Below are 25,268 nucleotides of genomic sequence, written 5' to 3' on the forward strand. Positions count from 1 at the left end.
GGTTCGAAGCATCACCACGGATGAGGTTGCCAATGCGCGTGTTGAAAGTGGGTCTGGTGCTGTTGCTGTGGGTGTTTGCCCTGGCGGCTCAGGCCGAGTTGAAATTTCCGCAACTGACCGGGCGGGTGGTCGATAACGCCCAGATGATCGAGCCGTCGGTGCGCGAGCAGCTGACGCAACAACTCCAGGCCCATGAAAAAGCCACCGGCGAGCAATTGGTCGTGGTGACGGTGCCGGACCTGCAGGGCACCGATATCGCAGACTTCGGTTATCAGCTGGGACGTTACTGGGGCATCGGCCAGAAGGACAAAAATACCGGCGCGCTGCTGATTGTCGCGCGCGATGATCGTAAATTGCGCATCGAAGTCGGCTACGGCCTGGAAGATCGCCTGACCGATGCGCAGAGTTCGGTGATCATCAACCAGGTGATCACGCCCGCGTTCAAGACCGGCAATTTCAGTAAAGGCATCAGCGATGGGGTTGCCGCGATGCTGGTGGTGTTGGGCGGCAATCCGCTGGATGAGCCGTCGACGGTCTATGAGCCGCGCGGTAATGAGGGCGACGATTTCCTGTCCCGCCATCCGGGCGTGTTTGTGTTTCTGGTGATGCTGTTCATCCTGACGATTTTCGTCTGCCAGATGCTCGGGATCCTGCCCAGCGGTGGTGGCGGGGGCCGAGGCAGTTCGGGCGGCGGTTTCGGCGGTGGAGGTTTTGGCGGCGGTGGAGGCGGGGGCTTCAGTGGCGGTGGCGGCAGTTTCGGGGGCGGCGGTTCGTCGGGCGGCTGGTGATAACAATAATGAGCGAGCACTGTTAAACATGGCATTACTGACTGAACACGAACAACGCAAAGTCGCCGAGGCGATTGCCCGGGTCGAGCGCGACACGGACGCCGAACTGGTGACCGTGCTCGCGGCCCGCGCCGACGACTATGCGTACATCCCGCTGCTCTGGGCCAGCCTGCTGGCGCTGGTGGTGCCGGGTGTCGTGCATTACCTGACAGGCTGGCTGACCATGCACAGCCTGCTGCTGGTGCAATGGATCAGTTTCATCGTGCTGTGCCTGGTGTTCCGCATTCCGAAAGTCACCACCCATCTGATCCCGCGCTCGGTGCGCCATTGGCGCGCTTCGAACCTGGCACGTCGGCAGTTCCTGGAGCAGAACCTGCACCACACCGTGGGCAGCACCGGGATGCTGATTTTCGTCTGCGAAGCCGAGCGGTATGTGGAAATTCTGGTGGATGAAGGGATTTCCAAACGGCTGGACGACAAGAACTGGGACGCGATTGTTGCGGCGTTTACTCAACAGGTGAAGCAGGGGCAGACGTTGCAGGGGTTTGTGACGTGCGTGGAGGCCTGTGGCGAATTGCTCAAGGTGCATGTGCCGGTGACGCATGTGCGCAATGAGTTGCCGAATCGGTTGGTGGTGTTGGGCTGATTCCTCGCCGCGACACATTTCCCTGTAGCAGCTGGCGAAGCCTGCGTTCGGCTGCGCAGCAGTCGTAAATCCGGTATTCACGGTCCTCCTGATGCACCGCGTGTGCTGGTTTTACGACTGCTGCGCAGCCGAACGCAGGCTTCGCCAGCTGCTATGTATGGACTCGCCCCCACTGTCTACTCGCTTTTGAAAAACCGCCGCCCCGTTGCATCTATGTATTAGGCCTATTCGAGGAAGCCGTCTTCGGCTTCTGGCCAAAATTGGAAGAGCTCGTGGTATGCCGATTACAGTCAGGCCTCGAAGGCCAGTAGCAGCTAAGGCATCAATCCACGCCGGTCTTACCTGGGGTCAATTTTTTTTCAGCAAAGGGCCGGACAGTTAGTACCTCGGTGGCAGAACTCTGTCGCTCAGTGGCTCATCGTCGCTTGCTGGCCATCACCAGCCTGGCGACGATAAGTCTGGTCATTCTGTAGAAGCACCCAGACGATTCGCAGGTTGCGGTTGGCTAGCCTGATCGCAGCCTCCTTACGACCCAGCCGGCTCATCCAGCGCAACAAGCGGCGGTCATCGGGTTGCTGGGAATCAGGTCGTAGTTGCTGCAGTACCGCATGGGCTCCCTGGATCATCAGGCTGCGTAAATAAACATCGCCTCGCTTGGTCATGCCCCCCAGCCGGACCGTCTGCCCGCTGCTGTGCTGGTCAGGCACCATGCCAAAGTACGCGGCAAACTTGCGGGCATTGGGAAATCGCTCAGGCTTGGTTTCCTTGGCCACCAGTGCCGTGGCAGTGACTGGGCCGATGCCGCGCACAGTCATCAGTCGCTTCGCCGTCATGTCGGCGTTGGCAGCCACTTCCAGGCGCCCCGTCAGCACGCTGATGCGTTCGCCCAAATGGCGCCACTCGGCCAACAGTTCGTCGATCAGTTCACGCAGCAGGCCCGGCACCGGCTGGGTGGCATCTTCCAGGACCCGCGGAATTTTCTGGCTGATCGCAACATCGCCCTGCGCCAAGGCCACGCCATGCTCGAGCAGCAGGCCGCGCATCTGATTGCTCACCGCCGTGCGTCGACGCACATAGCCTTGGCGGGCCCGATGCAACGCCTGCATTGCCAGCGCCGCAACGCTTTTGACCGGCACTGCGTAGATCTTTTCATCGCGACCAGCCCGCAGAATCGCCAGCGCATCGTTGCGATCATTTTTAGGCCCGCTACGATGTGTGGCCACCAAACGGGCTGGAAGAATCCGCGCCAGATTGCCTTGGTCTTGCAGCTGCCGGGCCCAGGCTTGAGCACCCGGACCGGTCTCCATCAGAACCACGACATGAGGCGGCAACTGGCGTAGAAACTCATAAAACGCCTCGCGCGACTTGATCCGTTGCTCGTAGTGCACCTGGCCGAGGACGTCTTCACCGGCGACCTGAAAGACCTGCTTGGCCAGATCGATCGCCACGGTTGTGCAGGCCGACAAATCGGAAGAAGACAGGGATTGATCAATCGAAGTATGCTTTTTCATGGACTCGCCCTCGCTGTCGTTGGCTGTTTAGACTGCCACCGTGGCGCATTGACGCCTCGGCTTGGGCGAGTCCATCCAATTACGGATCGCACCGTTCGGGAAATTACCCGTGCCCTCGCATGCCATCCCCCCTAAAATACCCGCCATTCCCCGATTCGCTCCGCCCGAGGCCGTTTTTTCCATGTCTGTCACCGCCACTCCCGCCAGCCTCGCGCCGGACCACCACGCCCAGTTCATCGACCTGCTGCAAACCAGCCTCGACCAGAATGCCTTCATCAAACTGGTGCTGGCCAAATACGTCGGCACCGAAGCGGATCTGCAGCGGCTGATCATCAAGCAGCTGACGGTCAAGGATCAGCCCTGCCTGTCCTTCGTCTACCGCTACAAGACCCGCGACATCACCAAAAACTTGCCGATTGCCGAAGGCGTGGCGACCCTCGCCGCGCTGCTGCCGGCCTCGTTCAAAAATGCGCATTTGCTGTCGCTGACTGACGAAGCCCAGCTCGAATACAGCAAAAAGGGCAAGTCTTCGCTGTTCAAGAGCAAACCTCAGCAATTGCGTGAAGTACCGTCCGCCGAGCACAATCGCGAGAAGAACCGCTTTCTCGACCTGAGCCGGCCGTTCCTTGCCGACCTGGGTGTGACGAACAGCAAGCACGAGCTAATCCCGGCGATGTCGCGCAAGTGGAAGCAGATCAACAAGTTCATCGAAGTCTTCAGCCATGCGCTGACCACCTCGCCCCTGGCGCTGGACAAGCCGGTGCAGGTCGCGGATTTCGGCTCGGGCAAGGGTTATCTGACGTTCGCGATCCACGACTACCTGCGCAACACCTTGAAGGCCGAAGGCGTGGTGACGGGCGTCGAGCTGCGCGAAGAAATGGTCAACCTGTGCAATGCCGCCGCCGCGAAGCTTGAGCATCCGGGGCTGGTGTTCAAGTGCGGTGACGTGCGCAGCGTCGCGCCGAGCGAGCTGGACGTGATGATCGCGCTGCACGCCTGCGACATCGCCACCGACTATGCGATCCACACCGGCATTCGTTCCGGCGCCTCGATCATCATGTGCTCGCCGTGCTGCCACAAACAAATCCGCCTGCAAATCCAGAGCCCGGCGCTGCTCAAGCCGATGCTGCAATACGGTCTGCATCTGGGTCAGCAAGCGGAAATGGTCACCGACAGTTTGCGTGCGTTGTTCCTGGAAGCCTGTGGTTACGAAACCAAAGTGTTCGAGTTCATCTCACTGGACCACACCAACAAGAACAAGATGATTCTGGCGGTCAAGCGCGCCGAGCCGGTGGACCCGGCCCAGCTGTTGGTGAAGATTCAGGAATTGAAGGATTTCTACCAGATCACCGAGCATTGCCTCGAAACCTTGCTGCGGGCTGACAATTACCTGTAGGAGCCGGCTTGCTGGCGATGGCATCACCGCGGTGTATCTGACTGACCGCGGTGATGCCATCGCCAGCAAGCCGGCTCCTACAGAGTCATGCGGTGGCAATGCGTTCGTGTTTGGCCAGGATCATGCGGTGGCAATGCGTGCTGGTTTGATCGCGGTCTTGCGTCCGAGCATCACGGTCACGATCACCCCGGCGGCAAACAGCCAGGTGATCGGCTCGATGTGTTCACCGAAGAACAACGCTGAAAAGGCCATGGTAAAGAAGATCTGCAGCAACTGGATCTGACTGACCCGGGCAATGCCGCCCATCGCCAACCCGGCGTACCAGGCAAAGAACCCGATGAACTGCGAAAACAGCGAAACATAACCAAATGCCCACCAGGTCTTGGCCGAAATCTCGCCCTGGTGTTGCAGCGCCAAATACACCACCGGCCCGATCAACAACGGCGTCGACAGCACCAGCGCCCAGCAGATCACCTGCCAGCCGCCCATCTCCTTGGCCAACCGGCCGCCCTCGGCATAACCCAGACCGCCCACGGCAATCGCCCCGAGCATCAGCAAGTCACCGGCCTGAATGCTGCCGGCACCGCTGATCAGCGCATAACCCAGCACCAGCGCACTGCCCAACGCGGCACAGGCCCAGAAGGCTTTCGACGGTCGTTCATGGGACAACCACGCGGCGTACAGTGCCACGCACAACGGCTGTAATCCATTGACCAGTGCGCCGTGAGACGCCGGCAAGGTTTGCATCGCCCAGGCCGACAACACCGGGAAGCCGAGGATCACCCCCGCGATCACCAGCGTCAGGCCTTTGACCTGCTTCCAGGTCGGCCATTTTTCCCGCCGCCACAGCAACAGCATCGCCGCCGGAACTGCCGCAAACAGCGCCCGGCCTAAACCGTTGAGCAGCGGGTGGAGTTCCTGCACGACGATCCGTGTGAAGGGCAGGGTGAGGCTGAAGATCACAACGCCCAGCAGGCCGAGGGCCATGCCGGTGTTTTCGCGCGAGGACATGGTGGGGGACCAGAACCGAGGGTGGCGGGAAGACCTTCATCTAGCCATAAAGCGCGGGGATCGCGCTGTTACAGCTAGGCGCAGAGTTATCCGTACAGTTCGAAATCGCCTTCGCGGGCAAGCCTCGCTCCTACAAGGGCACCGCAATACCTGTAGGAGCGAGCGGTGCGGCGATCCGACTTGCCCGCGAAGAACGATGACGCGGTAGTAGCTGGTTATTACCCGACCCCGCGGATAAGGACTACCTTGAATACTCCTAAGTATTTCCCAGAGGAGTCCTCCCCATGGCTGCCAAGAAAATCCTGATGCTGGTCGGCGATTACGTCGAAGACTACGAAGTGATGGTGCCTTTCCAGGCGCTGCTGATGGTCGGTCACACGGTTCACGCCGTTTGCCCGGACAAATCCGCCGGCCAGACCGTGCGCACGGCGATCCACGACTTCGAAGGCGACCAGACCTACAGCGAAAAACCCGGCCACCTGTTCGCCCTGAATTTCGATTTCGCCAAGGTCGCTGAAGCCGAGTACGACGCGCTGCTGATCCCGGGCGGTCGTGCGCCGGAATACCTGCGCCTGAACGAAAAAGTCCTGGAGCTGGTGCGTGCATTCGACAAGGCCGGCAAGCCGATCGCCGCCGTGTGTCACGGTGCGCAATTGCTGGCGGCAGCGGGGATTCTCGAAGGTCGCGAGTGCAGCGCCTACCCGGCCTGTGCCCCGGAAGTGCGTCTGGCGGGCGGTACGTTCATCGATATCCCGGTGACGGAAGGTCACGTACAAGGCAATCTGGCCACTGCGCCCGCCTGGCCGGCGCACCCGAGCTGGCTCGCCGGTTTCCTCGGGTTGCTGGGCACCAAAATCACGCTGTAACGAGGGACTTTTCATGTGCGAGCTCTACGTCAAAGCCGATCCGATTCTCTACGAATCGCGCTCCCGCTCGCTGCGCATCTGCGGGGTGGTCACCACCCTGCGGCTGGAGAATCAGTTCTGGGACATCCTTAGCGAAATCGCCGGGGTCGACGGCATGACCACCAACCAGTTGATCGCCAAGCTGTATGAAGAGGTGATGGACTACCGTGGCGAGGTGGTGAATTTCGCCTCGTTTTTGCGTGTCAGTTGTACGCGGTATTTGAGTCAGCGACGGGTGCAGGTGCCGGAGTTGTCGGTGGTGCGGGCGGGGGTGAAATAGCGTCTACCGCTTTCGCGGGCAAGCCTCGCTCCTACAGGGTCGGTAGCGCTTCTGTAGGAGCGAGGCTTGCCCGCGAAAGGGCCGGTGCAGGCGACAGATACCCCAGGCTGGTCTTTACTCTGAAGCGCAAAACCTCTCAATTGCCAAGGAGAACGAGCATGTCCGGATGGTACGAAGTGAGCAAAGGCAGCAATGGTCAGTTCAGGTTTGTGCTGAAAGCCGCCAACGCCGAAACCATTCTGACCAGCGAGCTGTACACCACTCGCGGCGCTGCCGACAACGGCATTGCTTCGGTGCAGAAGAACAGCCCGCTGGATGAGCGCTACGAAAAGAAAACCACCAAGGATGGCCATCCTTACTTCAATCTCAAGGCTGGTAACCACGAGATTATCGGCAGCAGCGAGACCTATTCTTCCGCTGGCGCGATGGATAAAGGCATCGCCAGCGTCAAGGCCAATGGGCCGACCACCGTGATCAAGGACAAGACCTTGCCCGTGCTCTGATCACACCCTTCAAGACCAACACAAATCCCCTGTAGGAGCGAGCCTGCTCGCGATGAGGCCATAACATCCAACATCAATGTTGGCTATTCGACCGCCATCGCGAGCAGGCTCGCTCCTACAGGGGGGGTGTGTGGCTTGAGATCAGCGCAATGCTTTCAGCAAGGTCTGTAACTGACCGACGCCAGCCTCACCCAGCGGAAACACCGGCAACCGCGGATCACCAACCTCCAGCCCGGTCGCACGCAAGCCCGCCTTGATCGTCGCCGGCAAGCCGCCCTTGAGGATGAAGTCCAGCAGCGGCAACTGGCGATAGAACAGTTCACGCGCCTTGCCCAGGTCGTTGGCCAATACCGCTGCATACAGATCGAGATTGAGCTGCGGGATCAGGTTCGGCGCGGCCGTGCACCAGCCTTTCGCACCGGCGGCAAAGGCTTCCAGCGCCAGCGGATTGCAGCCGTTGTAGAACGGCACCTGGCCTTCGCCCCGCAGTTGCAGTGTGTGCATGCGCTGGATGTCGCCGGTGCTCTCCTTGACCATTGTCACGTTCTCCACGGCATTGACGATCCGCAGGATCAGGTCCACCGACATGTCGGTGCCGCTGGTGGCCGGGTTGTTGTAGAGCATGATCGGCACGCCGATGCTCTCGCCGATGGCGCGGTAGTGGGCGAGGATTTCCGCTTCGCTGAGTTTCCAGTAGGACGTCGGCAGCACCATCACCACATCAGCCCCGTGGGCTTCGGCGAAACGCGCGCGGCGCACGGCTTTGGCCGTGGTCAGGTCGGACACGCTGACGATGGTTGGCACGCGTTTGGCCACGTGCTTGATACTGAATTCGCTGACCTGGTCCCACTCCGCATCGCTCAGGTAAGCGCCTTCACCGGTGCTGCCCAGCGGTGCGATGGCGTGGACGCCGCCGTCGATCAAACGGTCGATGGAGCGCCCGAGCGCGTCGAGATCAACGCCTTCGCCATTGGCGGTGAACGGGGTGATGGTGTAGCCGATGATGCCGTGAATGGTTGGGGTCGACATGTCGTCTCTCCTTTAGAAAATGGGTGGGTTCAGTTCAGGCAATCGGCGTGTTGACGCAGGTTCTGCCGGGCGTAGTAGTTGAACGCGGCGCCGTGGCGCTTGGGTTTCGAGATCCAGTCGTGGGCTTCGCGGCCCAGTTCCGGCAGGATCGGCTTGATCGTCCCGGCACTCATCGCCAGCAGTTGCAGCTTCGCGGCGCGCTCGATCAATTGAGCGATGACACAGGCTTCTTCGATGGTGGTGCCGGTGGACAACTGGCCGTGGTGCGAAAGCAGAATCGCCCGTTTGTCGCCCAGTGCGCTGGCGATCAGTTCGCCTTCTTCGTTACCCACCGGCACACCCGGCCAGCCTTCGAGAAACGCGCAGTCGTCGTAGAGCGGGCAGAGGTCCATGTGGGAAATCTGCAGCGGCACTTCGAGCATCGACAGCGCCGCGACGTGCGTCGGGTGCGTGTGAATGATGCAGTTCACGTCGGGCCGGGCGCGGTATACCCAACTGTGAAAACGGTTGGCCGGGTTGGGCATGCCGTGACCTTCGAGCACTTCCAGGTCTTCGTTGACCAGCAGCAGATTGCTCGCGGTGATCTCGTCGAAACCCAGGCCCAGTTGTTGAGTGTAATAGGTGCCAGGCTGAGGGCCGCGGGCGGTGATTTGCCCGGCAAGGCCGGAGTCGTGACCATTCTCGAACAGAATCCGGCAGGTCAGGGCCAGCTTTTGCCGGTCGGTCCACGTATTATCCGCCAGGGTGTTTTGCATCTGGGTCAACGCTTGCTTGACCAGTTGCTCTTTGGGTAGTGCTAAGGTCTTGGCCATATCGGTGTCCTTGGGTGGTTTCATGCAAATGACACTAAAGAGGCTATATGACACATTGTGTCATTGGCAAGGACAAATCGTCGCCTCCTTGATGGATTAATCGTTCTTCATGTCTATCCGTTTGAAATTACTTAGAAAAAAACTTGGCGTGACGCTGGAGGCCTTGGCCGAAAAATCCGGCATGACCAAGAGTTATCTGTCGAAAGTCGAGCGCGGGCTGAATACCCCGTCGATCGCTGCCGCCCTGAAACTGGCCAAGGCGCTGAACGTGAAGGTCGAGGAGTTGTTCTCGGAAGACAACATCAGCCTCGACAGCTACAGCCTGGTGCGCAGCGGCGAACGCCAGTCCCTGGCGGCCAACGATGAAAGCCCCGGCTACGCGGTGCTGGCCCATCAGGTCAGCGAGCGCAGCCTGCTGCCGTTCATGATTTATCCGCCGAACGAATTCGCCGACAAAACCTTCAAGGAACATCTGGGGGAAGAGTTTCTGTTCGTGCACGAAGGGCAGGTGGAAGTGGACTTCATGAACGAGCGCGTGCTGCTCAATCGCGGGGACGCGCTGCACTTCAATGCGCAGAAACCGCACCGGATTCGGTCGGTGGGGGAGGTTCAGGCGCAGTTGCTGGTGGTGGTGCATAGCGCTGAGGATTGAGTCGACTGGACTGACGCCATCGCGAGCAGGCTCACTCCTACAGGGATTAGCAGCGTTCACACGTTTTGTGGGCACCTCAACCCCTGTGGGAGTGAGCCTGCTCGCGATAGCGTCAGCCGATTCGCCGCTAAACCTCGACTGGAACTGTCAGCTTCGGACTACCCAACCGGTGCGTCTTCGAATCAAAAAACCGCAACTCCGACCCCGTCCCCTCAAACACCTTCGCGTAATGCCGCTTCTGGTGCTGGATAAACGCCTTGCTGCGCGGATAAATCGAGATCGCCACCACCTTGGGTTTCGCCTGGCGCAACGCATGGATAATGTGGCTGTCCTGCTCGCCCAGCGCATGACCAAACAGGCACAACCCATCGCCATGGCTCAATAATTGGTCGTAGCAAAACGACAAGTAATCCGAACTGCGAATGGTCTTGAGCTTGTCCGCGCTCGGCCCTTCGTTAACAAACAGCGGCACGTCATCCAGCGTCTTGATCGTATTGTTGATCGCAAAACTGCCCAGCAACGTGCCTTCGGTCGACATCAATTTACGCGCCGTGCCGTCCTGATTGCGCACCAGGTGCAGCCCACCGTGCAGATACAGCATTCGGGTTTTATCAGTCGCTGTGGCGCTCAAATCAAAACCCGGTTCAGTACCCTGGAACAGATCGGTGATCGCATCCGGCTGATGCTGAATCGCCCAGTAATTCAACAAGTCGTAATTGGTGGTGAACACCGTTCGATAGCTACCCAACTCCTGACTGATGGTCGCCAGGGTCGCAGGCACGACCAGTCGCCATGGGATGTGGACTGCGTGAACCGTGTTGATCAGCGCTTCCTTGATCGCGTAGTAACGATTGCGCGGCGCGGCGGAGCTTACGGCCAGGGCCTTGTTGACCCGGCTGGTGGTTTTCAGCGCGCTCAGCACCTGCTCGAAACTGCGCGTCTGCATGGCATCGAACACGCTCAGCTCGGACTGGCTCAGGGGCTTTTCTTCAACGGTGCGGGCGTTTTCGAACAGCGAGTCATAGCCGAAGTCGTCCCATACCGCGCGGCTGGCGCCGTTGCCCACCAGCAAACCGCTGAACGAGGCGGTGGCGCGCAAGGCGTTCCAGTCTTCAAGTTGGGCATCAACATCCTGGAAATCGGTCATTGCGGTCAAAGTCTCAAAGCAAGGGGTCTGATGGGCGGCGACTTTATCACGACCGAGACTTGAGCCAGATCAAGTTACTGTGCAAGCGATGGGTCGATCCTGTGAGCATCCGCTGGATCGGCGTCGCCGATTCGGCCCAGCCAGGAGAGTCGCTCATGAGCAGCACGTTTTTCATTCCCGCCGTGAACATCATGGGCAACGATTGCCTGGACGAAGCCATGGACGCCATTGGCAAGTACGGCTTTCGCAAGGCGCTGATCGTCACCGACGCCGGGCTGGCCAAGGCCGGCGTGGCGAAGATGATTGCCGAGAAACTGGCGATGCAGGACATCGACTCGGTGATCTTCGACGGCGCCAAACCGAACCCGAGCATCGCCAACGTCGAGCTCGGCCTGGGCCTGCTCAAGGAAAGTCTCTGCGATTTCGTGGTGTCCCTCGGTGGCGGCTCGCCCCATGACTGCGCCAAAGGCATCGCGTTATGTGCGACCAACGGCGGGCAGATCCGCGATTACGAAGGCGTCGACCGCTCCACCCAGCCGCAACTGCCGTTGATCGCGATCAACACCACCGCCGGCACGGCCAGCGAGATGACCCGTTTTTGCATCATCACCGACGAATCGCGCCACGTGAAAATGGCCATCGTCGACCGCAACGTCACGCCGCTCTTGTCGGTCAACGATCCGGCGCTGATGGTCGCCATGCCCAAGGGCCTGACCGCTGCCACTGGGATGGACGCACTGACCCACGCCATCGAAGCCTACGTCTCCACCGCAGCCAACCCGATCACCGATGCTTGCGCACTGAAGGCGATTACGCTGATCAGCAACAACCTGCGCCTGGCCGTGCGCGACGGCAGCGACATGGCCGCACGGGAGAACATGGCCTACGCACAGTTCCTCGCCGGCATGGCGTTCAATAACGCCTCCCTGGGGTATGTCCATGCCATGGCTCACCAATTGGGCGGGTTCTACGACTTGCCTCATGGGGTGTGCAACGCGGTGTTGCTGCCCCACGTGCAAAGTTTCAATGCGCTGGTTTGCGCCTCGCGCCTGACGGATGTGGCCCACGCGATGGGCGCCGATACCCGTGGTGTCAGCCCGGAAGAGGGGGCTCAGGCAGCCATCGTCGCGATCCGCAGCCTGTCCAGAGATGTGGAAATCCCCGCCGGTTTGCGTGAACTCGGCGCCAAGCTCAACGACATCCCCACACTCGCCATCAATGCGCTGAAAGACGCCTGCGGTCTGACCAATCCACGGGTGGCGGATCAGCGTCAGATCGAGGAGATTTTCCGCAACGCGTTCTAATCGGTTTGACGGTTGGGCGCGAGCATCACGCACAGCACCGCGCCCAAGGCCAGCAAGGTGCAAAACAGGGACAGCGGCCATGCCTGCTGGCTTGCAATCAGGCTGGCAATCGCGCCGATGACGGCGGCCATCAGTTGGTGAATGAATCCGCTCAACGCCATCGCATAAGCCCCGCCGACCGGCGATCCGTCATTGGCCAGGGAAAGGCTGATCGGGTAGTTCAACGACTGCCCGAACACCGCAAAGCAGTAGGGCAACCAGAACAGCAGCGCAACGGATGTGCCCACGAGACTGCCCAGCAACATCACCGCGCTGCCCGCCAGCACCAGCCCCACGCCCGCCGTCATTAGCCGGCGTTGACCGGTGCGAAGCACGAAGGCATTGACCCCCAATGCGCCCAGAAAATAGGCCGCGCTGATCGGCCAGCCCAACAGGCCGTATTCCACGGCCGACCAGTTGAAGGGGCCTTGCAGAATCAGCGGCGCTGCGGTGTTGAACGCAATGATTACCCCATAACCGAGGCCGCCGGCGAGTGCCGGCAGCAGGAAGGCGCGATCACGCAAAATGCGCCAATAGCTGGGCCAGGCGGACGACAGAACATTGTCCTCAGCCAACACCGGAAACCTGACACGCGCCACGACCAGCGCCATCAACAGGCTCACGCCACCCAACAGATAGAAAATCGCCGACCAACCCATCGCCACCTGAATGATCGACCCCAGATACTGGCCGATGCCCAGCGCCACCACAAAGGAAATCGATATCCAGGACAGCGCCTTGGCCAGCAGGTCACCGCGGAAACTGTCGCGGATCAGCACCCGCGCCATCACCGAAATCCCGCTGGCGCCAATCCCCTGAACCAGTCGCCACAACAGGAACGATTCAAGCGTCTGACCGAAGGGCAGGGCCAGGTTACCCAACCCGTAGATGCCGAGTGCGGCGAGCAACACCGGTTTTCGGCCAATGCGCTGACCCAGGCTGCCCCAGAACAACATCGGCAACGCCATGCCGATCAGGTACACCGCCAAGCCCCAGGACACCTGCGAGGCATCGGTGGACAGATCCCGGGCAATGTTTGGCAGCGCCGGCAGGTAAATGCTCATGCCCAGTTGGGCGAGAAACACCGTGCTGCAGGTGACGAGGAGGGTCGTGCTGCTCTTCATTGAGTCTTCCTTGGGTTTCAGAAACCGACGTCCCCGCCGTGGGTGCGTAAAGCTACATCAAGTCGCGCGATTTTTTTCAGCGGTCTCCCAGACTTAATAAGTCAGCGAGATGGTTTTTTGATAGTTGGCGAGACTTTACAGAGTACGGCTCAGGTATTGAATCGGCCGTTTCCGGCACGGTTGAGCGTCACAAGAGATTTATGTGTAGGGCGATGACGTGTGATGTTGTGGGCCAAAACCGGGCTATCCTGCCGACTCAGCCGACCTGAAGTCATCGAGCCCTCCATGCTGCAAAAAAGCCTCATCCGCCGCCTCGACCTGATCACCCTCCAGCTGTTTGTCGCCGTCCACGAAGAAGGCACCCTGACCCGTGCCGCGACCCGCGAAGCGATTGCGGTGTCAGCGGCCAGCAAGCGGCTGATGGAGTTGGAAGAAGCGCTGGGGATCAGTCTGTTCGTGCGCCAGGCCAAAGGCATGACCCTGACCCCGGCTGGCGAAACCCTACTGCACCATGCCCGACAGATGTTGTTCAACGTCGAGAAAATGGGCCTCGAACTGGGCGAGCACAGCCATGGAATTCGTGGCTATGTGCGGATGCTCGCCAACTTGTCGGCGATCATTCAGTTTCTGCCCGAAGACCTTCGGGATTTTTCCGAGCGTCATCCCCAGGTCAAGACCGACCTCGAAGAACGTCCCAGCAGTGGAGTGATTCAGGGGGTGCTGGACGGTGTGGCGGACCTTGGGATCTGTTCCAGTGACAGCGACGTCAAAGGACTGCATAGCGTGCTTTATCGCCAGGACAAACTGGTGGTGTTGATGCTGCCTGATCATCCGTTGGCGAGTCGTTCCAGCCTGGCGTTCGCCGATACGCTGGACAGCGATTACGTCGGTCTGCATTCCGCCAGTTCGATCAATATGCGCACCCACGCGGCTGCGCGCAAGGCGGGCAAGGTGCTGCGGTTGCGGATTCATGTGCCGGGTTTTGATGCGATGTGCCGGATGGTTCAGGCCAACATGGGCATCGGCATCCTGCCGCAAAAGGCTTATGAACTGTTTGGCCGGGCGTTGGGTTTGCAGGCGGTGCCGTTGACGGATGACTGGTCGGATCGGGCGCTCATTCTGGTCGTGCGTGATGAAGCGGCGCTGTCGCCGGTGAGCCGGATGTTGTTTGAGCAGTTGCGTGGGCCGGCCTGAAAGATCTCATGGGATGTGCTGGCCTCTTCGCGGGCAAGCCTCGCTCCTACAGGAGTAGCGCATAACCCGTAGGAGCGAGGCTTGCCCGCGAAAGCAGTTTAACGTCGATCACGAGCGTTCGCGTTTCGCGAACGAACGTTGCCAACTGAAGGTTGGATTCATCGCCCCCAGGTCCTCTAGCCTTGGCTCATATTCCAAGAACAACAAGAGGTACCCCCGCGATGACTGCCCCCTTGAGTGCAATCAAAGTGATCGAGATCGGCACGTTGATCGCCGCGCCGTTCGCTGCGCGCATGCTCGCCGAGTTCGGCGCCGAAGTGATCAAGATCGAAGCCATGGGCCAGGGCGACCCGCTGCGCAAGTGGCGCAAATTGCACGAAGGCACCTCGCTGTGGTGGTACCTGCAATCGCGCAACAAGAAGTCCCTGGCGCTCAACCTCAAATCCGCCGAAGGCATTGAACTGGTCAAGCAATTGGCGACCAGCGCCGACGTGCTGATCGAGAACCTGCGGCCAGGCGCTTTGGAAAAACTCGGCCTGGGTTGGGACGTGTTGCACGCCCTCAACCCCAACCTGACGCTGGTACGCATTTCCGGTTACGGCCAGACAGGCCCTTACCGCGATCGTCCGGGTTTCGGTGCCATCGGCGAGGCCATGGGCGGGATCCGCTACACCACCGGCACCCCCGGTTCGCCACCCGCACGGGTCGGTGTCAGCCTCGGCGATTCCCTGGCGTCCTTGCACGCGGTGATCGGTGCCTTGATGTCGTTGCTGCGGGTCAAGACCGGGCAGGGTGGCGGGCAAGTGGTTGATGTGTCGCTGGCCGAAAGCGTGTTCAACGTCATGGAAAGCCTGGTGCCGGAATACGACATGCTCGGCCATGTGCGTGAGCGCAGCGGCGGCGCCTTGCCCGGCATCGCACCGTCCAACACCTACCTGACGGCCGACGGCGCCTACGTGGTGATCGCCGGCAACAGTGACCCGATCTACAAGCGTCTGATGGAAGTGGTCGGTCGTCGCGACCTGGCCGAAGCGCCGGAGTTTGCGCACAACGATGGTCGTGCATTGAAAAGTAACGTGCTCGATGCGGCTATCACTCATTGGACCAGCAGCCTGCCGATCGACGACGTGCTGTCTGCGCTGGAAGCCGCCGAAGTCCCTGCCGGACGCATCTATTCCGTCGCCGACATCGTCGCCGATCCGCACTATCAGGCGCGGGACATGCTGCTCAGCGCCGACCTGCCGGGTGGCGCCACGGTGAAGATGCCCGGCATTGTGCCGAAAATGTCCGAAACCCCCGGCGGCGTGAACTGGTCCGGGCCGACATTGGGCCAGCACACCGACGGTATCCTCGCAGGGCTGGGCCTTACGGCGCTGGACATCGAACGGCTGAAAGCTGAAGGGGTGGTGCAATGATCACTGATTTTTCCGAGACACTGATCGTTCAGGAAGTCTCCCCCCGCGACGGCTTGCAGATCGAGCCGACCTGGGTCGAAACCGTCGACAAGATTGCGCTGATCGATCAGCTGTCGCTGGCGGGTTTCAGCCGTATCGAGGCCGGCTCGTTCGTATCGCCCAAGGCCATTCCAGCGCTGCGCGATGGCGAATTGGTGTTCAAAGGTATCGCCCGGCAACCGGGGGTGATTTACGTCGCGTTGATCCCCAATCTCAAAGGCGCGCAACGGGCGCTGGCGACGCGGGCCGACGAGCTGAATCTAGTGATGTCCGCCAGCCAGGCCCACAACCTCGCCAACATGCGCATGCGTTGCGAAGCCTCGTTGGCGGCATTCGGCGAGATCGTGCAATACGTCGGTGGCACGCAGGTGCGGCTCAACGGCAGCATCGCCACCACTTTCGGCTGCCCGTTCGAAGGCAAGATCGATGAGGATCGCGTGCTGCAAATCGTCGAGGCCTATCAGGAGCTCGGGATTCAGGGCATCACGTTGGCCGACACCACCGGCATGGCCAATCCGCGGCAGGTGGATCGGCTGGTGCGACGGGTCTTGCAGCGGGTTTCGCCGGCGGATCTGACCCTGCATTTCCACAACACCCGCGGCCTCGGTTTGTGCAATGTGCTGGCCGCCTACGAGGCCGGCGCCCGACGCTTCGACGCGGCCCTCGGCGGGCTCGGCGGCTGCCCGTTCGCGCCGGGCGCTTCGGGCAATATCTGCACCGAAGATTTGGTCAACCTGTGTGATGAAATCGGCATTCCTACCGGCATCGATCTGCCGCTGTTGCTGAAGTTGTCCCGAGGATTACCGGCGCTGCTGGGCCACGAAGTACCCGGTCAACTGGCCAAGGCCGGGCGCAATTGCGATTTGCACCCGACCCCTTCCTGACCACACACAAGACCCTGTGGGAGTGAGCCTGCTCGCGATAGCGGTGGGTCAGTCAATGAGATGTCGGACATGACTCAGTCATCGCGAGCAGGCTCGCTCCTACACTGATCTGTGCCATGCCGCCAATCAACTGTAGGAGCGAGCCGGCTCCGGGCGGCGTTCCGACGATGGCGGCCTGACAGTCAGCATCTTAGTGCCAGACCTCCCTCAACCCGCCGTCACCAACCCCTTCGCCGGCGCAGCATTGAACTGAATCAACACCACCCCCGCCAGCAACAACACCGCCCCAACCACCCGCGGCAACGTCATCTGCCTCTCCACCAACCCAAACAACCCGAAGTGATCCAGCACCAGCGAAGCCACCACCTGTCCCGCCAACGCCAAAGCAAAAAACCCCGACGCCCCAAGCTTGGGTAGCAGCATCAGCGCCAACGAAATAAAACACACCCCAAACGCACCACCCGCCCACATCCACAGCGGGGCCCTGGTGATGAACGCCAGTGACGGCAGCGGCAAGCGCATCGCCAACATAATCGGCAACAACACCACGATACTCACCAGCAACGAAGCAAGCGTCGCCCACAACGGATGACCCAACCCGCGCGTGAGGTTGGCGTTGATCGCACTCTGAAAAGGCACCACCGCCCCGGCAATCACGGCCAGCAGCAACAGCCCGCCCCAATGCAACGTACTCATGATCATTCTCCAGCAGGTTTTGCTGGACTCTAGAGTATTCGTCGCGCAGATTTAAATTCCAAATTGCTATGCAGAACATGCATCGAATGAATGATCTACGGCGTATCGACCTCAACTTGCTGGTGATCCTTGACGCCTTGCTCAGCGAGCAACACGTCACCCGTGCGGCGCAGCGATTGCACCTGAGTCAGCCGGCGGTCAGTCATGCCTTGGGGCGGTTGCGCGATCTGCTTGGCGATCCGTTGCTGGTACGCGCGGGCGCCACGTTAGTGCCCACCCCTCGAGCTCTGGAGTTGATCGCACCCTTGGCCGAGGCACTTGCCCAAGTGCAATCGCTGCTGGCGCCGAACGCCTTCGACCCGGCCACGGCCAAACGCACGTTTCGTCTTGCGATGTCCGACTATGGCGCTGCCATCGTCCTGCCAGGGCTGGTTCGGACGTTGCGCCGGGAAGCGCCGGGCATCGACCTGCAAATCAGCCACGCCAGCCGCGAAGGCATGCTCGACGCGGTACTCAACGGCGACATCGACGTTGCGGCTGGGGTCTTTCCGGAGCTGCCCAACGAGCTACGCAGCACCCCGCTGTTCGAAGAACACTACGCCTGCCTGGTGGACCGCAACAGCTTGCCTGCCAATGGCGTACTCGACCTGCCGACCTACCTCGTGCGCCCGCACGTACTGCTGGAAATGCGCGGCAGCGGCACCCCGGAAATCGAGCGAGCCCTGACTGCGATGCGTGAGCGCCGTCGCGTCGCGATCAGCCTGCCGCACTGGAGCGTTGCCCCGGAGTTCATCAGCGGCACGGACCTGATTCTGACCGTTGCTTCCCGTGGGTTGCGCGAGATTGATGAGCGCTCGTTGGTCGTCGTTCCGCCGCCATTTCATATTCCGTCGTTTACGTTTGTGTTGGTCTGGCACAAGCGGCGGGGCGGGGATCAGGCGTTGAACTGGTTGAATGGGCGGATTGGGGAGGGGATAGTGCGCGCCTGAAATCATCTATTTTTTTGATGCACACAAGGAACAAGGAATGACATTGAAGTCTGGGTGGATGAATGGTGCGGCGCTGTGCGGGTTGGTGATGACGACGCAGGCGTTCGCTGAATGTGAATCACCGTTTCTGGCGGGCGATTTCGGTTATTCGGTTTGCAAAGACTGGCCGGCCTATCCGGGGCTGACGATTACAGCGCTGTCGCAGTTCGAATCGGGGTATTCGGCCAGCGATTATGGCCCTCAGGGTAAATATGATCTCGATCTTGCCGTAGTGTCGGTTGGCGATTCGAAACCCTTGGCGACGTATCACAAGGCATCGGCTTTTGAGTCGGATGCCATAGTCTTTGAAAATTTGCAGATCGATACCGCACGTTACAAACTCACCCCCGACATAAGAGCGTTTGGCGTGCGCGTCACATTCAATGGTACGTCTCGGCTCAATCCCGTGAGCGAAAAGTTGCTCTCGCTCTACGTAAGGGAGGGCAACAAGTTGCGTCCCGTCCTGGATAAGCTCATCACCTATGAGTATGGCGGTGAATGGGATGGCAATTGCGCCGGCGAGATTTATCAATACACCCGTACGCTCGAAATCGGCACAACCAGTTCACATGGATACGCGGACTTGATCGTCAAGACAGTGTCCACCAGCGAAGTCGGGAAAGGCGAAGGGGAGGCATGTGAATCCAAAACCATTACAGCCAAACCGGTGCTGACAACACTTCGATATGACGGTAAAAATTACGTCCTGCCGCAAGGGTTCAAGGGCTTGTAAATACTGCGAACCGATCAGGGAAGAACATGCTAACCGTAAAGAATCTACTGAATTCACTCGCGTTACTCGGCTTGATTACGGCTGTCAGCCAGGCGCAAGCGGGTTGCGAAGAAGCGCCCTTCGGCGAGCGAACGTTCACCATTTGCAAGGTCTGGCCGGCGTATGACGACCAGACCATTGTGGCCTCGTCGACATTCAAACCGGATTCCGCCGACGCCAACAATGATGGCGGAAACGTCGATCTGGAACTGTCGCTCATCCACTCGCCCAGCTCGAAACGCCTGGCCACTTACCATAAAAAAGACGCCTATTATTCGGACGCTGTGGCGTATGCAGGGTTGTCTATTGATACGGCACGCTACAAGTTGACGCCCGACAGTCGCGCTTTTGGTATTCGTTCGAGTTTTGAACACAGCTCAAGCGTAAACCCGTACCACAAAATCGAGCTGGCCTTGTATCTCAAGGAGGGCGATACATTACGTCCGGTGTTGGAAGGGCTAGTCATTTCTACAAGCAGGGGCGAGTGGGACGGCAACTGCGCAGGAGAGGGCGAACGAACACAAAGAACCGTCGATATCGGCAATACAACTCATAACGGATTTGCAGATCTAAATGTCAGTTCCACCGTGACGGTGACCACAAACTTCCTGGTTGGCGAAGAGTGCAAAGATACGTCCAGCAAGTTGAAAACAACCCGAGTTACCCTGAACTACGACGGTAAAAAGTACGTCGTGCCAGAAGCACTCAAAGGTTAATCGCCCATGCTCACCGGCCTCAGCCACCTGACACTCGCCGTCACAGACCTGAACCGCAGCGTGGCGTTCTATCAAGGTCTGCTGCAACTTCGCCTCGAAGCCACTTGGGACAGTGGCGCCTACCTCTCGCTGCCCGGTCTGTGGCTATGCCTTTCCCTCGATCCACTGCGCAAGTCTGACCCCGCCGCCGATTACACCCATTACGCCTTCACCGTCAGCGCAACGGATTTCCCCGTGTTCGTCGAACGCCTGCGGTCCGCCAACGTACAAGAATGGCGCGACAACCGCAGCGAAGGCGCGTCCTTCTATTTCCTCGACCCGGACGGCCACAAACTCGAAGCCCACGTCGGCGACCTGGCGTCGCGGCTGGCAGCCTGTCGCGAGCTGCCGTATGCGGGGATGAAGTTCTTCGACGATCAGTCAGTCGATATTCCCGGGAGCTGAGATAGACTTGCGCCCATTCACCAAACAGTTCAAAAGGACTTCCCATGACCCCATCGCTGCTAATGGCCGTTCTTGCCTCGGGTTTTATTTACGGCATCACCCCGGGGCCGGGCGTATTGGCGGTGTTCGGGATCGGTGCAGCACGGGGGCGACGAGCAGGGGCGGGGTTTCTCTGCGGGCATTTGCTGGGTGACGTGGTCTGGTGCAGCACGGCGCTGATCGCCATTGTTGGCGCACGGGAAATCGGCAGCACGGCGTTCGATGTGTTGGGTGTGCTCAGCGGGCTGTACCTGTTTTGGCTCGGTTTACGCGCCATACGGGCCAAGCGCAGCAGCGCCGATGCACCTCAAGGCCCGGCTCGCCAGCCCTTTTGGCACGGCATTCTGTTCGGCCTGACCAATCCCAAGGCTTACCCGGTGGCGGTGGCGACGTTCACAGCATTGCTGTCCAGCCGCGCGGAATTGCTGCACTGGTCAATGCTGCCGTGGTTGATTGTCCTGAGCTTTATCGGTGGCCTGATGGCCTACGCTATCCTCATTGGCATTGTCGGTGCGCGGCAGGTTCGCACCTTGTATCAACGCCATGAACTGGCGATCACCCGGTTGTGCGGAGTGATGTTTATCGGTTTTGCCATTAACGCCCTCGCTCATGCACTACCGGGGCTGGTGTCGAACAAGGCTTGAGGTTGAGCGCACGGATGCGTCAGCGTTACTGATCGGTCAGGGAGGGTTCTTTGATTGCTGCATTGTCCGGACACGCTCATCGCACCATGGCAACCAGAAATTCCGCGCCGTTGGCGAGCTACATCGATCTCTTGCTGGACGCCGTCTGTGCAGTGGATAAACAAGGTCGCTTCGTTTTTGTCAGCGCGGCCTGCGAGCGTATTTTCGGCTATACCCCCGACGAACTGATCGGCCAGCCGATGATCGACCTGGTGCATCCCGCTGACCGGCAGCGCACCCTCGACGCCGCGCGCGAAATCATGGGCGGTGACCCCAAACTCAACTTCGAAAACCGTTACCTGCGCAAGGACGGCGGCGTGGTGCATATCCTGTGGTCGGCGCGCTGGTCTGAAGTCGACCAATTGCGCATTGCCGTGGCCCGGGACATCACCGAGCGCAAGCAGGCCGAGTCCCGGCAAGCGGCGTTGTATGCGATCTCCGAAGCGGCCCATGCGGCGGAAGATTTGCTGGCGTTGTTCAAGCGCATCCATTTGATCATCGGCGAATGGCTGCCGGCGCTGAATTTCTCCGTGGCGCTGTATGACGAGCACTGCGCGCAGCTGAACTTCCCGTATCACGTCGACGACCACGAACTGCAACCCGAGCAGCCCGGGACCATCACCGGGCGCCTCTGCGCCGAAGTGATTCGCAGCGGCCGGCCGATTCTGCTGACCCCGGATCAGGACACTCCGCCAGAGGGATTTGAGTTGCTGGTCGCCGGACCGGATTCGCCTTGCTGGCTGGGTGTGCCGTTGAACTCGCAAAACGGCACCATCGGCGCGCTGATCGTCAAAAGCGTACCGGGTGGCGAGCGCTACACCGAGCAAGACAAGGAATTGCTGCAATACGTCTGCGCCCAGGTCGCGACCGCGATCGAGCGCAAGCAATTGCATGCCCGGCTGCAGCGCATGGCCCAATATGACCAACTGACTCAACTGCCCAACCGGGAGTTGCTGCGCGACCGGCTCAAAGACTCGCTGGCGCTGGCCCGCGTGAATTCGGGACGAATGGCGCTGCTGTATGTCGACCTCGACCGTTTCAAGGAAGTCAACGACACCCACGGTCACGCAGTCGGCGACATGCTGCTGCAAGCGGTCGCCAATCGGCTCAAGGGCTGCGTACGCGAGACCGACACGGTGGCACGCATCGGCGGGGATGAATTCGTGGTGTTGTTGCACAGCATCCACGCGTCGGAAGATGCTGAGCGTGTGGCGGGAAAAATCCGTCTGGTCCTGGCGCAACCCCTGCGTCTGGACGGGCACAGCGTGAACATCCAGCCGAGTATCGGCGTCGCGCATTATCCTGAGCACGGCACCGAAGAAACGCAGCTGTTCCGGCATGCCGATGAGGCCATGTACGCCGCCAAACGCCAACATCACCAAGGCCTCGGGGCCTGAAAAATCTGCCACCGTTCGTCGCGGCGATTTCAACTTTTCTAAACCTTTGCGGTGATCGAAATTCAGATTCTATGCGGGCTCCTGCTCGCCGCGATCATCACCAAGAGGTAGAGAATCATGCCTAATTCAAGAAACTCGAACTCGGGAAACTTCGCCAACGATCGAACGAAGGCGTCTGAAGCCGGTCGCAAAGGTGGGAAAACTACCACCACGACTGTCGATAAAGACCCTGCGAAACCCGATATGGGCCGCAAAGGTGGTCAGAAGTCGAAGTAGTCGCAAGGTAGTTTTGATTGAGAGGCGGGGGCGAAAGCTCCCGCTTGAATTTTTTCAGAAGGAGGGCGCGACCATGAGCCGGATGGCCACCCGATTACGAACTACCAGTTTTGTCACGTTGCTGGGCCTGTTTGCCAACAGTGCCTTCGCCCAGTCGCCCGCCGAATTCATCAACGATGCGTCGGCAAAAGGCATGGCCGACATCGAAGCCAGTCGCCTGGCGCACCAGAAAACCGAATCCAAAGAGGTCAAGGACTACACCATCGTGGTCATCAATGACCGTACGACCGCCAACCAGCATTTGGCGAAGATCGCCAAACAACTGGATTTGCCAGTGGCGCCACGGGAAGAAGTAGTCGACAAGGCCAAGGCCTTAATGCCGGAAGTGAAGGACGGTGCGACTTTTGACCAGGCCTATGCTGCCAGTCAGGTGAAAACTACCCAGGAAGCCATCGAGCAACTTCAGCAAACCGCACAGACCACCGACGTGCCGGAAATCAAAGCCTTCGCTGAAGAGACACTGCCAAAATTGCAAAACCATCTGCAAATGGCCAGGGCGCTTCAAGCCGGTCGATAACACCGCGTTTGACAACGTTTAAAGCAAACGGCGCGTCATTCACATCACGCGCCGTTTTGTTTGTGCTCAGCACTCATTCAAATCCTGTTTACGCTTGCTCGAAGCCGCCAGCCCCGCCAAGCCATGCACGTCTTTTTCGCCCATGGCGCGATAGTGTTTACGCAGCGCCTCGAGTTGTTTGAGGTCCAGCGATTCCAGCCCTAGCATCGCGTTCTGCGCCTCTTTGTTCACCCGCAGCAACTCATCGATTTTCAGGTGCAGGATGTCGGTGTCGCGGTTCTGCGTGTTCTGGATCAGGAACACCATCAGGAACGTGATGATGGTGGTCGACGTGTTGATGATTAGTTGCCAGGTGTCGTTGTAATCAAAAATCGGCCCGCTCATTCCCCATAGAGCAATCAGAATCAGAGCCCCCATGAACGTCTTGGGACTGCCGGCCCACAGGGCGAGTTTCTGCGAGATTTTTGCGAATTTCATTGCCGTGTTCCTTATAGAGATGCGCCTGGATTTCAGACAGCGACGGCGTGTTGAAAATTCTACTTACCTTTATACATTCGGCCGCGACGCTCTTTTGTAGCAGCTGGCGAAGCCTGCGTTCGGCTGCGTAGCAGTCGTAAAATCAGAACATGCGCATTTTCAGGAAGATCGCGAACTCAGGTTTTACGACTGCTACGTCCGAACGCGGCCCGAACCGAACGCAGGCTTCGCCAGCTGCTACGAATCGCGTTTCGGTTTACTTGGTGTTCAGTCCGTCAATTTCACATCAACCGCCCAGCTGAAATACCCCATCACTTCGCAGCGCTGGTTAACCAGCATGAAGCTCAGTTCGCAGGCCGCGACGCCTGGGGTCAATTGCGAGCATTCCCAATAGTGATCATCGGCTTGATGGCTACCAGGTTGGGTCGGGTTTTCCAGGTTGGGGGCCGGCACAGTAAGGTTGCCCTTAACCAGCAGTTTCGGCTGCGATAGCACTTGGGCATCGTCCACGACCATGTCGTAGAAAACCACGCTGTGTTCTGCGATCAGACTCACGGTTCGACCGCGAATGTGGAAGGTTTTTCCGATGCTGGCAGTCAATGTTAATTTACTGTCATTTATGACTGTTTTTTTAACGTCTGTTCCATTGGCGACGAAGATGAATCCATCGGTAATAGCCGTCGGATTTTCGGCTTCAAGACTAGGTGTTGGATACTTCGAAAGCAGCGATTCAGCATCAACCACCAGCAACACATTGTTGGCAGTCGCGACACTGGGTGAAGGGGGTTTGATCGGTTCGGAAGTCATCATGGATTCCTTTCATGATGTTGACGCAAAACGGTAGCCGCTTCGGTTCATGCAAGACATCCTGTTCTCGCCGAAACGGCAACGAACGGGGTAGGCCCCTTGTCACCAAGGGGCCGGCCTTAGTCAGTTACGGATGGTAATGAAAGGATCCCACGAACAGCAGCCTACGATCTTGCAGTCGCGATCCACGATCAGGAAGTGGAAGTGGTAGGTCACACTGCCACACGACAGGGTTTCCGAAGACCAGTAATGGTTATCGACTTTCTGGCAGCTCGGCACTGACGGGTTGCTGGTGTTAGGGACGGCGACGCAGGCATTAGCCTTGCGGGGCGTAGGGGTGGAGATTAATTCGTTGCCGACATTGCCGATGAACTTGTAGAAAATCACTGCCGTCTCGAAGCTCTGCGACAGGCTGGTTTCACGCCAGCGAATCAGGTCGCCCACCTGAGCTTTCAGATTGAGTTCGCCACCAGCCTGGCCACTGACCACGTTGTTCTGATTGGTCACCATGTACACATGATTGACGTCGATCAACGTCGGCGCGTTGGGGTTTTTGCTGATGTTCGGGTAGTTTTTCAGAATGGTTTCAGTGTCGATTGAAACAAGCACGTCCGTGACTCGAGACATAGTAAAGCTCCATTTTCATAGTGAATGCCTGGCTACTTTCCAGGCATGAC

General features: G+C 59.4%; 29 protein-coding genes. 19 read left to right on the forward strand and 10 right to left on the reverse strand.

Going from position 1 to position 25,268, the window contains the following annotated elements; translation table 11 throughout:
* Positions 1-32: 32 nt before the first annotated feature.
* Together ACYZTY_RS05160 and ACYZTY_RS05165 are read left to right on the forward strand one after the other, a co-directional pair.
* Complete coding sequence (locus ACYZTY_RS05160; protein ID WP_461957570.1) at positions 33-788, forward strand: TPM domain-containing protein; 756 nt, start codon at positions 33-35, stop codon at positions 786-788.
* Positions 789-816: 28 nt separating this feature from the next.
* A complete protein-coding gene (locus ACYZTY_RS05165; RefSeq protein WP_461957571.1) occupies positions 817-1,434 on the forward strand; it encodes a TPM domain-containing protein in 618 nt (205 codons plus the stop codon).
* Positions 1,435-1,841: 407 nt separating this feature from the next.
* Here ACYZTY_RS05165 and ACYZTY_RS05170 read toward each other — a convergent pair whose 3' ends face one another.
* The gene (locus ACYZTY_RS05170; RefSeq protein ID WP_461959254.1) at positions 1,842-2,900 is read right to left on the reverse strand and encodes an IS110 family RNA-guided transposase; all 1,059 of its coding nucleotides are present in this window, start codon (positions 2,898-2,900) and stop codon (positions 1,842-1,844) included.
* A gap of 226 nt (positions 2,901-3,126) precedes the next feature.
* On the opposite strand from ACYZTY_RS05170, the gene ACYZTY_RS05175 reads away from it, so the two are divergent.
* The gene (locus ACYZTY_RS05175; protein ID WP_461957572.1) at positions 3,127-4,341 is read left to right on the forward strand and encodes a class I SAM-dependent methyltransferase; all 1,215 of its coding nucleotides are present in this window, start codon (positions 3,127-3,129) and stop codon (positions 4,339-4,341) included.
* 120 nt (positions 4,342-4,461) lie between these two features.
* On the opposite strand, the gene ACYZTY_RS05180 is transcribed toward ACYZTY_RS05175, so the two are convergent.
* Positions 4,462-5,352, reverse strand: a complete 891-nt coding sequence (locus tag ACYZTY_RS05180) for a DMT family transporter (protein WP_461957573.1) — start codon at positions 5,350-5,352, stop codon at positions 4,462-4,464.
* Between the two features lie 284 nt (positions 5,353-5,636).
* Between ACYZTY_RS05180 and ACYZTY_RS05185 the strand changes: the two genes are divergently transcribed.
* The 3 genes from ACYZTY_RS05185 to ACYZTY_RS05195 all read left to right on the forward strand — a co-directional run bounded on the left by ACYZTY_RS05185 (position 5,637) and on the right by ACYZTY_RS05195 (position 7,040).
* Entirely contained in the window at positions 5,637-6,218 is a 582-nt protein-coding gene (locus ACYZTY_RS05185) for a DJ-1/PfpI family protein (protein ID WP_461957574.1), read from the forward strand.
* A gap of 13 nt (positions 6,219-6,231) precedes the next feature.
* Positions 6,232-6,537, forward strand: a complete 306-nt coding sequence (locus ACYZTY_RS05190; RefSeq protein WP_461957575.1) for a ribbon-helix-helix domain-containing protein — start codon at positions 6,232-6,234, stop codon at positions 6,535-6,537.
* A gap of 158 nt (positions 6,538-6,695) precedes the next feature.
* Entirely contained in the window at positions 6,696-7,040 is a 345-nt protein-coding gene (locus tag ACYZTY_RS05195) for a YegP family protein (RefSeq protein WP_461957576.1), read from the forward strand.
* A 141-nt stretch (positions 7,041-7,181) separates the two neighbouring features.
* Here ACYZTY_RS05195 and ACYZTY_RS05200 read toward each other — a convergent pair whose 3' ends face one another.
* The gene (locus tag ACYZTY_RS05200; protein WP_461957577.1) at positions 7,182-8,069 is read right to left on the reverse strand and encodes a dihydrodipicolinate synthase family protein; all 888 of its coding nucleotides are present in this window, start codon (positions 8,067-8,069) and stop codon (positions 7,182-7,184) included.
* A 29-nt stretch (positions 8,070-8,098) separates the two neighbouring features.
* On the reverse strand, positions 8,099-8,881 hold the full coding sequence (locus ACYZTY_RS05205) for an aldolase (RefSeq protein ID WP_461957578.1): 783 nt from the start codon (positions 8,879-8,881) through the stop codon (positions 8,099-8,101).
* Positions 8,882-8,990: 109 nt separating this feature from the next.
* Between ACYZTY_RS05205 and ACYZTY_RS05210 the strand changes: the two genes are divergently transcribed.
* On the forward strand, positions 8,991-9,533 hold the full coding sequence (locus ACYZTY_RS05210) for a helix-turn-helix domain-containing protein (protein WP_461957579.1): 543 nt from the start codon (positions 8,991-8,993) through the stop codon (positions 9,531-9,533).
* Between the two features lie 127 nt (positions 9,534-9,660).
* Here the strand turns inward: ACYZTY_RS05210 and ACYZTY_RS05215 are convergent, their stop codons facing one another.
* Positions 9,661-10,680, reverse strand: coding sequence for a DUF4917 family protein (locus tag ACYZTY_RS05215; protein WP_461957580.1), 1,020 nt, complete (start codon positions 10,678-10,680; stop codon positions 9,661-9,663).
* 155 nt (positions 10,681-10,835) lie between these two features.
* Between ACYZTY_RS05215 and yiaY the strand changes: the two genes are divergently transcribed.
* Entirely contained in the window at positions 10,836-11,984 is a 1,149-nt protein-coding gene (yiaY, locus tag ACYZTY_RS05220) for an L-threonine dehydrogenase (protein ID WP_461957581.1), read from the forward strand.
* Here yiaY and ACYZTY_RS05225 read toward each other — a convergent pair.
* Positions 11,981-13,147 carry a multidrug effflux MFS transporter gene (locus ACYZTY_RS05225; protein ID WP_461957582.1) on the reverse strand — a complete coding sequence of 389 codons (1,167 nt, stop codon included), beginning with the start codon at positions 13,145-13,147 and terminating at the stop codon, positions 11,981-11,983. The two genes, yiaY and ACYZTY_RS05225, sit on opposite strands and share 4 nt — an antisense overlap.
* A 285-nt stretch (positions 13,148-13,432) precedes the next feature.
* Here ACYZTY_RS05225 and ACYZTY_RS05230 point away from each other — a divergent pair, with 285 nt between their 5' ends.
* The 3 genes from ACYZTY_RS05230 to ACYZTY_RS05240 all read left to right on the forward strand — a co-directional run bounded on the left by ACYZTY_RS05230 (position 13,433) and on the right by ACYZTY_RS05240 (position 16,679).
* Positions 13,433-14,341 (forward strand): LysR family transcriptional regulator, encoded by a 909-nt coding sequence (locus ACYZTY_RS05230; protein WP_461957583.1) that lies wholly within the window; start codon positions 13,433-13,435, stop codon positions 14,339-14,341.
* A 221-nt stretch (positions 14,342-14,562) separates the two neighbouring features.
* Entirely contained in the window at positions 14,563-15,756 is a 1,194-nt protein-coding gene (locus tag ACYZTY_RS05235) for a CaiB/BaiF CoA transferase family protein (protein ID WP_461957584.1), read from the forward strand.
* The gene (locus ACYZTY_RS05240) at positions 15,753-16,679 is read left to right on the forward strand and encodes a hydroxymethylglutaryl-CoA lyase (RefSeq protein ID WP_461957585.1); all 927 of its coding nucleotides are present in this window, start codon (positions 15,753-15,755) and stop codon (positions 16,677-16,679) included. The genes ACYZTY_RS05235 and ACYZTY_RS05240 overlap by 4 nt, the downstream gene beginning before the upstream one ends.
* A gap of 207 nt (positions 16,680-16,886) precedes the next feature.
* Here ACYZTY_RS05240 and ACYZTY_RS05245 read toward each other — a convergent pair whose 3' ends face one another.
* Entirely contained in the window at positions 16,887-17,375 is a 489-nt protein-coding gene (locus tag ACYZTY_RS05245; protein WP_461957586.1) for a DMT family transporter, read from the reverse strand.
* Between the two features lie 77 nt (positions 17,376-17,452).
* Between ACYZTY_RS05245 and ACYZTY_RS05250 the strand changes: the two genes are divergently transcribed.
* From ACYZTY_RS05250 to ACYZTY_RS05285, 8 genes are all read left to right on the forward strand, one after another.
* Positions 17,453-18,364, forward strand: a complete 912-nt coding sequence (locus ACYZTY_RS05250) for a LysR substrate-binding domain-containing protein (RefSeq protein WP_461957587.1) — start codon at positions 17,453-17,455, stop codon at positions 18,362-18,364.
* A 37-nt stretch (positions 18,365-18,401) separates the two neighbouring features.
* Positions 18,402-19,136, forward strand: a complete 735-nt coding sequence (locus ACYZTY_RS05255; RefSeq protein WP_461957588.1) for a PA3715 family protein — start codon at positions 18,402-18,404, stop codon at positions 19,134-19,136.
* A 26-nt stretch (positions 19,137-19,162) separates the two neighbouring features.
* Entirely contained in the window at positions 19,163-19,891 is a 729-nt protein-coding gene (locus ACYZTY_RS05260; protein WP_461957589.1) for a PA3715 family protein, read from the forward strand.
* Between the two features lie 6 nt (positions 19,892-19,897).
* Positions 19,898-20,335 (forward strand): fosfomycin resistance glutathione transferase, encoded by a 438-nt coding sequence (fos, locus tag ACYZTY_RS05265; protein ID WP_461957590.1) that lies wholly within the window; start codon positions 19,898-19,900, stop codon positions 20,333-20,335.
* Between the two features lie 44 nt (positions 20,336-20,379).
* Entirely contained in the window at positions 20,380-21,018 is a 639-nt protein-coding gene (locus tag ACYZTY_RS05270; RefSeq protein ID WP_461957591.1) for a LysE family translocator, read from the forward strand.
* A gap of 86 nt (positions 21,019-21,104) precedes the next feature.
* A complete protein-coding gene (locus ACYZTY_RS05275; protein WP_461957592.1) occupies positions 21,105-22,454 on the forward strand; it encodes a sensor domain-containing protein in 1,350 nt (449 codons plus the stop codon).
* A gap of 117 nt (positions 22,455-22,571) precedes the next feature.
* Positions 22,572-22,730 carry a KGG domain-containing protein gene (locus ACYZTY_RS05280; protein WP_010462447.1) on the forward strand — a complete coding sequence of 53 codons (159 nt, stop codon included), beginning with the start codon at positions 22,572-22,574 and terminating at the stop codon, positions 22,728-22,730.
* Positions 22,731-22,803: 73 nt separating this feature from the next.
* Positions 22,804-23,307 (forward strand): DUF4142 domain-containing protein, encoded by a 504-nt coding sequence (locus ACYZTY_RS05285; RefSeq protein ID WP_461957593.1) that lies wholly within the window; start codon positions 22,804-22,806, stop codon positions 23,305-23,307.
* A gap of 66 nt (positions 23,308-23,373) precedes the next feature.
* Here the strand turns inward: ACYZTY_RS05285 and ACYZTY_RS05290 are convergent, their stop codons facing one another.
* From ACYZTY_RS05290 to ACYZTY_RS05300, 3 genes are all read right to left on the reverse strand, one after another.
* Positions 23,374-23,784 (reverse strand): low affinity iron permease family protein, encoded by a 411-nt coding sequence (locus tag ACYZTY_RS05290; protein WP_461957594.1) that lies wholly within the window; start codon positions 23,782-23,784, stop codon positions 23,374-23,376.
* A 267-nt stretch (positions 23,785-24,051) separates the two neighbouring features.
* Positions 24,052-24,591 carry an AidA/PixA family protein gene (locus ACYZTY_RS05295; protein WP_461959255.1) on the reverse strand — a complete coding sequence of 180 codons (540 nt, stop codon included), beginning with the start codon at positions 24,589-24,591 and terminating at the stop codon, positions 24,052-24,054.
* A 123-nt stretch (positions 24,592-24,714) separates the two neighbouring features.
* Positions 24,715-25,218, reverse strand: a complete 504-nt coding sequence (locus ACYZTY_RS05300; protein WP_461957595.1) for an inclusion body family protein — start codon at positions 25,216-25,218, stop codon at positions 24,715-24,717.
* Between the last annotated feature and the right edge of the window lie 50 nt (positions 25,219-25,268).

This window comes from Pseudomonas sp. LB1P83, from assembly GCF_054897885.1.

Coding starts and splice junctions, on each gene's coding strand:
- ACYZTY_RS05160 (WP_461957570.1), top strand. CDS start 33: ATGCGCGTGTTGAAAGTGGGTCTGGTGCTGTTGCTGTGGGTGTTTGCC.
- ACYZTY_RS05165 (WP_461957571.1), top strand. CDS start 817: ATGGCATTACTGACTGAACACGAACAACGCAAAGTCGCCGAGGCGATT.
- ACYZTY_RS05175 (WP_461957572.1), top strand. CDS start 3,127: ATGTCTGTCACCGCCACTCCCGCCAGCCTCGCGCCGGACCACCACGCC.
- ACYZTY_RS05180 (WP_461957573.1), bottom strand. CDS start 5,352: ATGTCCTCGCGCGAAAACACCGGCATGGCCCTCGGCCTGCTGGGCGTT.
- ACYZTY_RS05185 (WP_461957574.1), top strand. CDS start 5,637: ATGGCTGCCAAGAAAATCCTGATGCTGGTCGGCGATTACGTCGAAGAC.
- ACYZTY_RS05190 (WP_461957575.1), top strand. CDS start 6,232: ATGTGCGAGCTCTACGTCAAAGCCGATCCGATTCTCTACGAATCGCGC.
- ACYZTY_RS05195 (WP_461957576.1), top strand. CDS start 6,696: ATGTCCGGATGGTACGAAGTGAGCAAAGGCAGCAATGGTCAGTTCAGG.
- ACYZTY_RS05200 (WP_461957577.1), bottom strand. CDS start 8,069: ATGTCGACCCCAACCATTCACGGCATCATCGGCTACACCATCACCCCG.
- ACYZTY_RS05205 (WP_461957578.1), bottom strand. CDS start 8,881: ATGGCCAAGACCTTAGCACTACCCAAAGAGCAACTGGTCAAGCAAGCG.
- ACYZTY_RS05210 (WP_461957579.1), top strand. CDS start 8,991: ATGTCTATCCGTTTGAAATTACTTAGAAAAAAACTTGGCGTGACGCTG.
- ACYZTY_RS05215 (WP_461957580.1), bottom strand. CDS start 10,680: ATGACCGATTTCCAGGATGTTGATGCCCAACTTGAAGACTGGAACGCC.
- yiaY (WP_461957581.1), top strand. CDS start 10,836: ATGAGCAGCACGTTTTTCATTCCCGCCGTGAACATCATGGGCAACGAT.
- ACYZTY_RS05225 (WP_461957582.1), bottom strand. CDS start 13,147: ATGAAGAGCAGCACGACCCTCCTCGTCACCTGCAGCACGGTGTTTCTC.
- ACYZTY_RS05230 (WP_461957583.1), top strand. CDS start 13,433: ATGCTGCAAAAAAGCCTCATCCGCCGCCTCGACCTGATCACCCTCCAG.
- ACYZTY_RS05235 (WP_461957584.1), top strand. CDS start 14,563: ATGACTGCCCCCTTGAGTGCAATCAAAGTGATCGAGATCGGCACGTTG.
- ACYZTY_RS05240 (WP_461957585.1), top strand. CDS start 15,753: ATGATCACTGATTTTTCCGAGACACTGATCGTTCAGGAAGTCTCCCCC.
- ACYZTY_RS05245 (WP_461957586.1), bottom strand. CDS start 17,375: ATGAGTACGTTGCATTGGGGCGGGCTGTTGCTGCTGGCCGTGATTGCC.
- ACYZTY_RS05250 (WP_461957587.1), top strand. CDS start 17,453: ATGCATCGAATGAATGATCTACGGCGTATCGACCTCAACTTGCTGGTG.
- ACYZTY_RS05255 (WP_461957588.1), top strand. CDS start 18,402: ATGACATTGAAGTCTGGGTGGATGAATGGTGCGGCGCTGTGCGGGTTG.
- ACYZTY_RS05260 (WP_461957589.1), top strand. CDS start 19,163: ATGCTAACCGTAAAGAATCTACTGAATTCACTCGCGTTACTCGGCTTG.
- fos (WP_461957590.1), top strand. CDS start 19,898: ATGCTCACCGGCCTCAGCCACCTGACACTCGCCGTCACAGACCTGAAC.
- ACYZTY_RS05270 (WP_461957591.1), top strand. CDS start 20,380: ATGACCCCATCGCTGCTAATGGCCGTTCTTGCCTCGGGTTTTATTTAC.
- ACYZTY_RS05275 (WP_461957592.1), top strand. CDS start 21,105: ATGGCAACCAGAAATTCCGCGCCGTTGGCGAGCTACATCGATCTCTTG.
- ACYZTY_RS05280 (WP_010462447.1), top strand. CDS start 22,572: ATGCCTAATTCAAGAAACTCGAACTCGGGAAACTTCGCCAACGATCGA.
- ACYZTY_RS05285 (WP_461957593.1), top strand. CDS start 22,804: ATGAGCCGGATGGCCACCCGATTACGAACTACCAGTTTTGTCACGTTG.
- ACYZTY_RS05290 (WP_461957594.1), bottom strand. CDS start 23,784: ATGAAATTCGCAAAAATCTCGCAGAAACTCGCCCTGTGGGCCGGCAGT.
- ACYZTY_RS05295 (WP_461959255.1), bottom strand. CDS start 24,591: ATGACTTCCGAACCGATCAAACCCCCTTCACCCAGTGTCGCGACTGCC.
- ACYZTY_RS05300 (WP_461957595.1), bottom strand. CDS start 25,218: ATGTCTCGAGTCACGGACGTGCTTGTTTCAATCGACACTGAAACCATT.